The organism is Actinomadura sp. NPDC048394 (assembly GCF_040651755.1).
GTDB lineage: Bacteria > Actinomycetota > Actinomycetes > Streptosporangiales > Streptosporangiaceae > Spirillospora > Spirillospora montaniterrae.
Genome location: NZ_JBEZJL010000099.1, coordinates 1 through 3,840 on the forward strand (window position 1 = coordinate 1; position 3,840 = coordinate 3,840).

Annotated in this window: 3 protein-coding genes; 2 read left to right on the forward strand and 1 reads right to left on the reverse strand. The window is 74.3% G+C overall.

Annotated elements, in window-relative coordinates:
* Positions 1 to 317: 317 nt before the first annotated feature.
* A complete protein-coding gene (locus tag AB0C78_RS44650; protein WP_360760716.1) occupies positions 318 to 887 on the reverse strand; it encodes a hypothetical protein in 570 nt (189 codons plus the stop codon).
* Between the two features lie 45 nt (positions 888 to 932).
* Here AB0C78_RS44650 and AB0C78_RS44655 point away from each other — a divergent pair, with 45 nt between their 5' ends.
* Positions 933 to 2,177 carry a CoA transferase gene (locus tag AB0C78_RS44655; protein WP_360760718.1) on the forward strand — a complete coding sequence of 415 codons (1,245 nt, stop codon included), beginning with the start codon at positions 933 to 935 and terminating at the stop codon, positions 2,175 to 2,177.
* Complete coding sequence (locus AB0C78_RS44660; RefSeq protein ID WP_360760719.1) at positions 2,174 to 3,694, forward strand: acyl-CoA synthetase; 1,521 nt, start codon at positions 2,174 to 2,176, stop codon at positions 3,692 to 3,694. The genes AB0C78_RS44655 and AB0C78_RS44660 overlap by 4 nt, the downstream gene beginning before the upstream one ends.
* Positions 3,695 to 3,840 lie beyond the last annotated feature (146 nt).

The window sequence follows — 3,840 nt, forward strand, 5'->3', positions numbered from 1 at the left end:
GTCCATCGCGTAGCGACGCCGAAGGCGCCCTTGACTTTGGAGGGGCGGCCCCGTACGCAAGCGCCACCCCACCACCCGAACACCCCTCTTGTGATGCACCCGAAAAGCCATTCGCCTCGTGGCCGGCTCCTACTCCCACCCATCCCCAGATTTGATGACTCAACTTTGGATCGAGCGTCGCTGACAGGCGAACCAGCTGCGCAGATTCCCGATCAGTCCGCAGTTCAACTCGGTCGGCGGCGACGACGACGGCGGCGGCGCGCCGCACAGATCTGACTGTCGTCCTGCAAAGCCCCCAGAAAGACCATGCCGCATCGCTACCGTGTCGGCAGCGGCGCCGTCCCGTCGACGAGGAGGTCGGCGCGGGCGCGGGTGCGGTCCTCGGCGAAGAAGGCGGCCTCCCGCGCCGACCACCGGTCCCAGGCGTCCGCGTACTCGAGCCCGTCGCGGTCGATGGCGCGGGCCCGCCGCAGCTCGAGCGGCGCGTCGATCCAGATCCGGTACGCGGCGGGCGACCCCGCCCATGCCGACCCGACGCCTTCGACGATGAGGACGGGCGGCGGCGGGATCTCCTCCGGCGGCCCGTACCGATCCCGGTGCCAGTCGTAGCGGCGCAGCACGGCGGGCCGCCCGGCGCACAGCGGGTCGAGGACAGCGCGCCGGAGCGGCTCCCACCAGGTCAGCGGGTCGGCGTCCCACGGCACGCGAAAGTCGTCCGACCGGACCACCGGCGCCCCCACCAGCACGGCCGCGAGATGGTCGGCGAAGGTGGACTTGCCCGCGCCGCTCGGCCCGTCGATCGCGACGAGCCGCGCGGGCCCGCAGGACGGGGGCAGCGCGAGGAGCCGCGCGGCGAGCGCGGGGTAGGTCCGGGGCGGCGGCGGCACGGACGGCATACTTCCAGGTGCCGGCCCCCCGAAGGAGGACGCCCCTTGCCCGGACCGCTCGAAGGTGTGGTGATCGTCGACCTCAGCCGCGTGGTCGCCGGACCGCAGGCCACGATGGCGCTCGCCGATCTCGGCGCGCGGGTGATCAAGGTGGAGCAGCCCGGGACGGGCGACGAGACGCGCGGCTGGGGGCCGCCGTTCGCGGGCGAGGACCAGGTCAGCACCTACTACCTGTCGATCAACCGGAACAAGGAGTCGATCACCCTCGATCTGAAGTCGGACGAGGGGAAGGACACCCTGGCGAGGCTGGTGCGGCACGCGGACGTCCTGGTCGAGAACTTCCGCACCGGGGTCCTGGACCGGCTTGGCTTTCCCGTCGGGCGGCTGCACGAGCTGAACCCGCGGCTGATCGTGCTGTCGATCACGGGGTTCGGGCACGACGGCCCGGAGGGCGGCCGTCCCGGCTACGACGCGATCATGCAGGGCGAGGCCGGGATCATGAGCGTCACCGGCCCGCCGGGGACGCCGAGCAAGGTGGGGCTGTCGATCGCGGACATCCTCGCGGCGGGCAACGCCACGTCCGGGGTGCTGGCGGCGCTGTACGAGCGGACGCGGACGGGCCGCGGCTCGGTGGTGCGGACGTCGCTGCTGGCGTCGGTGGTGGGCGCGCACATGTACCAGGGGACGCGGTGGACGGTCGCGGGGGAGGTGCCCGAGTCGGTCGGCAACGACCATCCGACGATCGCGCCGTACGGGACGTTCCGCTGCAAGGACGGCCAGATCCAGATCGGCGTCGCGAACCAGAACCTCTGGCGGAGGTTCGCGCCGCTCGTGAGCCTGGACGCCGACGATCCGCGCTACGCGACGATCCCGAAGAGGTCGGCGAACCGGGCGGAGTTGACGGCCGACATCGAGCGCGTCCTGGCGGGGGACACCCGGGAGGCGTGGCTGGAGCGGCTGAACGGGGCGGGCGTGCCGGCGGGGTCGATCCGGTCGATCGACGAGGTGTACACCTGGGAGCAGACCCGCTCGCAGGGTCTGGTGATCGAGGTGGAGCATCCGACGCTGGGCCGGATCGAGCTGCCGGGCCCGCCGCTGCGGTTCGACGGCGCCGAGCCGCGCGCGCACACCGCGCCGCCGCTGCTCGGCGAGCACACCGACAAGGTGCTCGCCTGGCTGGACGAACAGGACGCGCAAGGCGAGCCGACGGCGCAAGCCGGGCCGCCCGGGCAAAACACGCAGGACGCGCAAGACGGAAGAGACGGCGAGGAGCAGGGGAGAGGCCAGTGAGGGATCTGCTCGGCGAGACCGGCGGAGCGGTGCGGATCGCGGGCCGGGAGCTGCCGCGCGAGGAGCTGCTCGGCCGGGCGTCGGCCGTCGCGGCGGAGATCGCCGGCGCGGGCGCCGTCGCGGTGCACGCCACGGCGAGCGCGGAGACGGTGGTCGCGGTCGTCGGCGGCCTCATGGCGGGCGTGCCGGTGGTGCCGCTGCCGCCGGACTCGGGCCCGGACGAGCGCGCCCACATCCTCAAGGACTCCGGCGCGGCCCTGCTGCTGGCGGCCCGCGGCACGGACGCCGGCGACGGAGGCCCGCCGCTGGTCCCGATCGACGACCTCCCCGCGCCCCCATCGACACCCACGCCCACACCGACGCCCACGCCCACACCGACGCCCACGCCCACCGCCACACAGACGCCCGCACCTGCATCGACGCCCACGTCGGCATCGACCGCCGCGCCCGCAGCCGCCGACGCAGCGGGGCAGGCCCCCGACGCGACCGCGCTGATCCTCTACACGAGCGGCACGACCGGCGCGCCGAAGGGCGTGATGATCTCCCGGGCGGCGATCGCGGCGGCCCTCGACTCGCTGGCGGAGGCGTGGGCGTGGACGCCGGACGACGTGCTGGTGCACGGGCTGCCGCTGTTCCACGTGCACGGCCTGGTCCTCGGCGTGCTCGGCCCGCTGCGGGTCGGATCCCGCCTCGTCCATACGGGACGTCCCAAGCCGGAGGCGTACGCGGCGGCGGCGATCGAGGACGGCGGGAGCCTGTTCTTCGGCGTCCCGACGGTGTGGTCCAGGCTGGCGGCCGACCCGGCGTCCGCGGAGGCGATGCGTTCGGCGCGGCTGCTGGTGTCCGGCAGCGCGCCGCTCCCGGTGCCCGCCTTCGAGCGGCTGGAGACGCTCACCGGCCACCGCCCGGTCGAGCGCTACGGCATGACCGAAACCCTGATCACCGTCAGCGCGCGCGCGGACGGCGAACGCCGTCCCGGCTACGTCGGACTCCCGTTGCCCGGCATCGAGACGAGGCTCGCGGCCGAGAACGGCGACCCCGTCCCGCACGACGGGGAGACGCCGGGCGAGCTGCACGTCCGCGCGCGGCACCCGTTCAAGGGGTACTTGAACCGCCCGGAGGCGACCGCGAAGTCGTTCACGCCGGACGGCTGGTTCCGCACGGGCGACATCGCGACGATCGGCCCGGACGGCTGGCACCGCATCGTCGGCCGCGCGTCCACGGACCTGATCAAGAGCGGCGGCTACCGGATCGGCGCGGGCGAGGTCGAGAACGCGCTGCTCGCGCACCCGGCGGTGCGGGAGGCGGCCGTCGCGGGCACGCCGCATGACGATCTCGGCGAGCAGGTCACGGCGTACGTCGTCGCGGACGGGGTGACGGAGCGGCAGCTCATCGACTTCGTCGCCGGGCGCCTGTCGGTGCACAAGCGGCCCCGCGTCGTCCACCTGGTCGACTCGCTGCCGCGCAACGCGATGGGCAAGGTCGTGAAGACCCGCCTCGGCGAACTCACCCCCTGACCGGCGGGCCGCGCCGAGACAAGCCGAGACCAGAAGCCGCCGCCGGACGCAGCCGCCGGACGCAGCCGCCGGACGCAGCCGCCGGACGCAGCCGCCGGACGCAGCCGCCGGACGCAGCCGCCGGACGCAGCCGCCGGACGGAGCCG